This window comes from Sphingomonas sp. SRI_018 (assembly GCF_057586275.1).
The window spans coordinates 24,754-32,197 of sequence record NZ_JBYCZO010000008.1 but is presented as its reverse complement, the minus strand read 5'-3'; the positions used below and the strand labels follow the sequence as shown (position 1 = coordinate 32,197).

The 7,444-nt window shown below is 64.6% G+C and carries 1 protein-coding gene; it reads left to right on the top strand.

Going from position 1 to position 7,444, the window contains the following annotated elements:
* Nucleotides 1-348: 348 nt before the first annotated feature.
* A complete protein-coding gene (locus AC2YHA_RS19385) occupies nt 349-7,443 on the top strand; it encodes an OmpA family protein (protein ID WP_487402961.1) in 7,095 nt (2,364 codons plus the stop codon).
* Nucleotide 7,444: the final 1 nt, after the last annotated feature.

Here is a 7,444-nt window from a genome sequence, read left to right as displayed (position 1 = left end):
CCTTGACAGATTTAACGAATTTTTAATATCGCCTACGCAATTTTGATGTGAAATGGACTCGGGCCTACCTAGCTTTGGCGTGCGCCTTATTGGGTGGATTTTGACGCTCCATTGCTCTCGTCGCGGCGGGCTAGGGCATGTGGCAGATGATTCGTCTTTGGTTGATATAATAACCTATGAAATAAAATGATAAATATAAAGCGATAATTCGGGTATTTCTTCTCGATAAGAATTTATTATTCTACGAGAATACGGGGAAAATACTTAGTTCGGTAAGCGTGTTGCTACGGTTAATTTCCAGTTTTTCAATTGAAATTGGATTCGGCCAACTGATCAGGGGAGTTCGTCTTGGTCCACTCGCTTTGCAGGATCGCAATCGACCGCTGGATGCACCTGTCCATGCTGGTAATGTGCGCCCTCGCCTTGGCCATCGGCTCTGCCGCTGCCCAAGCGCAGACGCAAGTTTCCAATACGGCGCGTATCGGTCTGTCCTCGGGAATCGCGGATAGCAATCCCGGCAATGACGAATCGACGGCGATCGTCAATGTGACCCCCCTCCCAGTGGTGACCTATGCGAAAGCCGTCACTGCGCCCGGCCCAGCCGTAAGCGTCGGCGATACGCTGACCTACACGCTGACGGCCACCGTCACCAATTCTGCAACGCTGAATGTTCTGACGCTCACTGATACTCTGGGCCAGGGTCTCGACTTCGGCGCCGTGACCAATGCAGGCGCTTTCACCTGCAATGCAGCCAATCCCCTGGTCTGCACACTTCCCGCCGGAACGGCGGTCGGGACCTATAGTCTCACCTATACTGCGACCGTCAACGCGACCGCGGCCACATTCGTGTCCAACGCTGTAGTCGGCACAGGCGACGATGATCCGACCTGCGCGGGAACCTGCGATACCGATACGCCGGTAGCTGATGCCACGGTGACCTTCGCAAAGACGACGGGTGCAACCAGCGTCGCGATCGGCGACACCATTTCCTACACGCTTTCGGCCACTGTCGCCAATTCCCAGACCACGGGCATTGTGACGCTGACTGACACGCTTGGTGCCGGCCTCGATTTCGGATCCGTCGTCAACGCCGGCATGTTCACCTGCAATGCTGCGAACCCCTTGGTCTGCACATTGCCGGCGGGGACCGCTCCAGGCACTTACAGCGTCACTTACACTGCGATCGTCAACGCCTCGGCTTCAGGGTCGGTCACCAACGCCGTTATCGGTTCTGGACCAGATGATCCGAGTTGCACCACCAACTGTGGGACCGATACGCCTCTGGTGCCGCCCGCGGTTACCTATGCCAAGAGCGTTTCCGCTCCTGGCGCGACCGTTTCGGCCGGCGATGTCCTGACCTACACGCTCACCGCAACCGTCGCCGATTCACCAACGACAGCCGTCCTGACGCTTACGGATACGCTGAGCGCGGGCCTCGACTTCACCGCCGTTACCAATGCCGGCGCTTTCACCTGCAACGCGGCGAACCCGCTGGTCTGCACGCTGCCGGCCGGGACTGCTCCGGGCGTCTACAGCCTCACCTACACCGCAACCGTCAACAACCAGGCCACCGGCACGGTCAACAATGCGGTCGTCGGCACCGGCGGCGACAACCCGACCTGTTCGGGCACCTGCACGACCACGACGCCAGTCACAGATCCGGCCATCACCTATGCCAAGAGCGCCAATGCGACCCAGGTGAAGGTCGGCGATGTGATCAGCTATACGCTGAGCGCGACGATCGCCAACTCGGCCAGCACCGGTGTCTTGACGCTGACAGATACGCTGGGAACCGGCCTCGACTTCACCGCCGTCACCAGTCCCGGCGCGTTCACCTGCAATGCCGCCAATCCCCTGGTCTGCACGCTGCCCGCGGGCACGGCCGTCGGCACCTATAGCCTCACCTATACCGCGACGGTCAACGCAAGCGCTACCGGCACGGTCAGCAATGCGGTGCTCGGGTCTGGCCCGGATAATCCCGTCTGCGGCGCCGACTGCGACATCGACACACCGGTCATCGCGCCTGCCGTCAGCTATGCGAAGGCTGCGGACACAGCCGGTCCGGTCACCACCGGCGACATCATCACCTTCACGCTGACAACAACGGTCGCCAATTCGCAGACCACGTCGGACATCGTACTGCTCACCGATACGCTTGGCACGGGCCTCGATTTCACGGCGGTCGTCAGCGCAGGCGCTTACACGATCGACGCCTCCGGCGCACCTGTCGTGCGCTTCACCCTGCCTGCGGGCTCCGGTCCAGGTACCTACAGCGTCGTCTATACCGCAACCGTCAACGCGGCGGCGACCGGGACGGTCAGCAATGTCGTCGTCGGCACCGGCGGCGATAATCCCACCTGCACCACTCAGTGCGGCACCGACACGCCAGTGGCGGACACGGGTGTGACCTATTCCAAATCCGTCTCGGCACCCGGCGCCACCGTCTCGGCCGGCGATGTCCTGACCTACACGCTGACGGCTCGCGTGACGAACTCGCCGACCACGGCTGTCCTGACGCTGACCGACACGATAAGCGCGGGCCTCGACTTCACCGCGGTTACCAATGCGGGCATCTTTACCTGCAATGCCGCGAATCCGCTGGTCTGCACGCTGCCGGCTGGCACCGCGGTTGGCACGTACAGCCTGACCTACACCGCTACGGTGAATGCGGGCGCGACCGGCACGGTCAACAATGCGGTCGTCGGCACGGGCGGCGATAACCCGACCTGCTCGGGCACCTGTACGACCACCACGCCAGTCGCCGATCCGGCCATTACCTATGCCAAGAGCGCCAATGCCACGCAGGTGAAGGTCGGCGATGTCATCAGCTACACGCTGACCGCGACGATCGCCAACTCGGCCAGCACCGGTGTCCTGACGCTGACAGATACATTGGGGACGGGTCTGGATTTCACCGCGGTCACCGATGCTGGCGCTTTCACCTGCAACGCGGCGAATCCGCTGGTCTGCACGCTGCCTGCCGGCACCGCAGTGGGCACCTATAGCCTCACCTATACCGCCACGGTGAATGCGAGCGCCACTGGAACGGTCAGCAACGCCGTCCTCGGCTCTGGCCCGGATAACCCCACCTGCATCGGCGATTGCGACATCGACACGCCCGTCATCGCGCCTGCCGTCACCTATGCCAAGACCGCCAGCACCGCGGGACCGGTCTCGAGCGGAGACGTGATCACCTTCACGCTGACAACGACCGTCGCGAACTCGCAGACCACCTCGGACGTGGTGCTGCTGACCGACACGCTTGGCACCGGCCTCGACTTCACCGCCATCGTCAGCGCCGGCGCCTACAGCGTCGATGCATCCGGCGCCCCGGTCGTGCGCTTTACCTTGCCGGCCGGGACCGGTCCGGGCACATACAGCGTCGTCTATACCGCAACCGTCAACGCCTCGGCGACAGGGACGGTCAGCAATGTCGTCGTCGGCTCGGGCAACGACAATCCGACCTGCACCACCCAGTGCGGCACCGACACCCCGGTCGAGGACTCCTCGGTCACTTACTCGAAGAGCGCCAATGCGACGCAGGTGAAGGTCGGCGACGTCATCGGCTACACGCTGACCGCGACCGTCGCCAGCTCCGCGACCACGGGTGTGGTGACCCTCACCGATACGCTGGGAACCGGTCTTGACTTCACCGCCGTCACCAATGCCGGCGCCTTCACATGCAATGCAGCGAATCCGCTGGTCTGCACGCTGCCGGCTGGCACCGTACCTGGCACCTATAGCCTCACCTACACCGCCACCGTCAACGCGAGCGCGACCGGCAGCGTAACCAACGCCGTGCTGGGTTCGGGGCCGGACAATCCGACCTGCGCCGGTGCCTGTGGCACCAATACGCCGGTGATCGCGCCTGCCGTCAGCTATGCCAAGACCGCGGATACCGCAGGTCCGGTCTCGACCGGCGATGTTATCACCTTCACACTGACGACGACGGTCGCCAACTCGCAGACCACGTCGGACATCGTGCTCCTGACCGATACGCTCGGCACGGGCCTCGATTTCACCGCTGTCGTCAACGCCGGCGCCTACACGGTCGATGCCTCGGGCGCCCCGATCGTGCGCTTTACCTTGCCTACCGGCTCCGGCCCCGGCACCTACAGCGTCGTCTATACCGCAACCGTCAACGCGGCGGCGACCGGGATGGTCAGCAATGTCGTGGTCGGCTCGGGCGGCGACAATCCCACCTGTACCACCCAGTGCGGCACCGATACGCCCGTCGCCGATCCCGTGGTCACCTATGCCAAGAGCGTCTCGGCTCCCGGCACGCCCGTTCACGTCGGTGACGTCCTGACCTATACGCTGACCGCAACGGTCGCGAGCTCGCCCACCCGAGCGATTCTTACCCTGACCGATACGCTGGGTGCAGGGCTCGACTTCACCGCCGTGACCAACGCGGGCGCCTTCACTTGCAACGCAGCGAATCCGCTGATCTGCACGCTGCCCGCCGGCACGGCTGTTGGCACCTACAACCTCACCTACACCGCCACGGTGAATGCAAGCGCCACGGGCACGGTCAATAATGCGGTCGTCGGTTCGGGCGGCGACACGCCCTCCTGCGCGGGAAGCTGCTCGACCGATACGCCGGTCGACAATCCGACCATCACCTATGCAAAGTCCGTGACGGCGCCCGGCGCCACGGTGAGCGTCGGCGATGTCCTGACCTATACGCTCACGGTAACGGTCGCAAATTCACCGACCGTCAACACCCTCACTCTCACCGATACGCTGGGCACGGGCCTCGATTTCACCGCCGTGACCAATGCGGGCGTCTTCACCTGCAACGCGGCCAATCCGCTGGTCTGTACGCTGCCTGCGGGGACAGCGCCCGGCACCTACAGCCTCACCTACACCGCGACGGTGAATGCGAGCGCGACCGGAAGCGTGACCAATGCCGTAGCCGGCACGGGCGACGACAACCCAACCTGCGCGGGGAACTGCGGCACTGACACGCCACTGGCAGCCCCGGCTGTGACCTATGCCAAATCGGTGGCGGGTCCGGCCGAAGTGAAAGCCGGCGACGTCCTGACCTATACGCTGACCGCGACCGTCACCAATTCGGCGACGACCGCTATCCTGACCCTGACGGACACGCTGGGCACCGGTCTGGACTTCACCGCGGTCACCGATGCCGGGGTCTTCACCTGTAACGCGGCAAGCCCGCTGATCTGCACCCTGCCGGCGGGAACCGCACCGGGCACCTACAGCCTGACCTATACGGCGACCGTCAGCGCGCAGGCCTCGGGCTCGGTAACCAATACGGTCGTCGGCACGGGCGACAACACGCCCACGTGCGCAGGCAATTGCGGCACCGACACACCGGTCGCCGCGCCCGTCATCAGCGTCGTCAAGTCGGCCGATCCGGCGGCAGGCGAGACCGTCCAGGTGGGGCAGACGATCAATTATTCACTGGTCGCCACCGTCGCCAATGGTGCGACGACCGAGCCGCTGACTCTGGTCGACACGCCCGACCCGGGCCTCACGGTCACGAGCATGCCGTCGCTCTGCCAGGCGGCCGGCGAGACCATCACCTGCACGCTTCCCGCGGGCACGCCGGTCGGCACGCACAGCCTGACCTACACCGCCACCGTCAATGATCAGGCGGGCGAGATGGTCCGCAACCTGGTGACGGCTGCCGGTGGTGGTGGAACCTCGGTGCCGAGCTGCGACGCCTGCACGACCGAGCATAAGGTCGAACTGCCGCTCATCCGCCTCGTCAAGACCGCCGCGGTGCGCGAGGCCAGGATCGGCGATCTGGTCCGCTACACGCTCTCGGTCGAGAATGTCGGCGAGCGCGATCTGGTGGGCGGCGATATCGTTGACATGCCGCCGGCCGGGTTCACCTATGTCGAAGGCTCGCTGCAGGTCGTCGACGGTGACAATATGGCCAGCGTCTCGGGCCAGAGCCCGCTGCGTTTCGAAGGCATCGACGTGCGCGCCGGGGAGACCGCCACGCTCGCCTATCTGATGCGGGTCGGGGCCGGCGTCCGTCAGGGCACGCACATCAATCAGGCCCAGGTCTATTCAGACCAGAATGTGCCCGTATCCAATCCGGCGACGGCGCAGGTCGAGCTGGTCGGCGATCCGCTGGTCGATGAGACCCTGATCTTCGGCACGGTGTTCGATGACCGCGACGGCGATGGCTGGCAGGACAGTGCGGCGCTCTCCGGCCTGCACGTCCAGGGCGGGTTCGCGCCCGAGGCCTATGTCGCCGGCTCGACGCTGGTCGATCGCGGCCAGGGCATGGCGCCCGAGCCCGATGCGAGCGCGCCCATGTTGCACGGCATCAAGCTGGGCGGCATCAGCGCCCGCCAGTCCGAGGCCGATCCGGTCGAGAAGCACCGGATCGTCATCCGCCAGCGCCTGAATGCCCCGACCTTCACCGACGATTTCGTCCTCACCAACGGCCAGGGTGTCACGATCCGCATGAACGCGGCCGGCGAGACCAGCGTCGAGAAGAGCGGCGATGCGGCCAGGGGCCTGAACGGCGCCGAGCCGCGGGTGACGCGGCAGGTCTCGCAGGGCGAAGGCGGCTATGTCGTGGACTATATCGTCGAGAATGCCGGTATTGACGAGCGCGGCATCCCCGGCGTGCGCATCGCCTCGGTCGAAGGTCTCATCATGGAGACCGACCAATATGGCCGCTATCATCTGGAAGGCGTGCCCGGCGGTCTATGGCAGCGCGGCCGCAACTTCATCCTGAAGGTCGATCCCACCACCCTGCCTGACGGTGCGGCGTTCACGACGGACAACCCGCTGCTGCGCCGGATCACCCCGGGCCTGCCCGTCCGGTTCGACTGGGGCGTGAAGCTGCCTGTCGCACTGATCGAAGGCCGCACCGAGACGATCGAACTGGAGTTGGGCCGCGTGATCTTCGCACCGGGCAGCGCCGAGGTGCGGGAGCAGTACCTCCCGGTGATCGAGCGGATGGCCGCCAAGGTGAATGAATATCAGGGCGGTGAAGTGGTTATCGACGCCAACGGCGACACAGAGGCGCTGGCGTTCGATCGCGCCGAGGCGGTGAAGGCAGCCCTCCTCCCCCGGCTGGATCCGGCCTCGGCGCAAAATCTCGTCATTACCGCGCGCGGCCGGGTCGACGATCCGTCCTCAATGGTGGTCGGGATCGACGAGGGCGGAGCTCTGCTGGGAACCGTCCTGTTCGACACCGACAAGTCGGACATCAGGCCCGAGTTCGGACCGTTGCTCGACAAGGTTGCGGCCTGGATCGCCAAGCAGGGCGGCGGGGTCATCGCGATCGTGGGCCACACCGATGTCCGCGCGTCGTTCGACTACAACACGGCGCTCGGCATGCGGCGCGCCAGGGCGGTCTATGACGCGATCGCCGAACGGGTTCCACCAGACATCCGAACAAAATTCCGTGTCGAGAGCAGCAACGATCCGACGGCCCCCGTCGGCGAGCAGAAGTGAG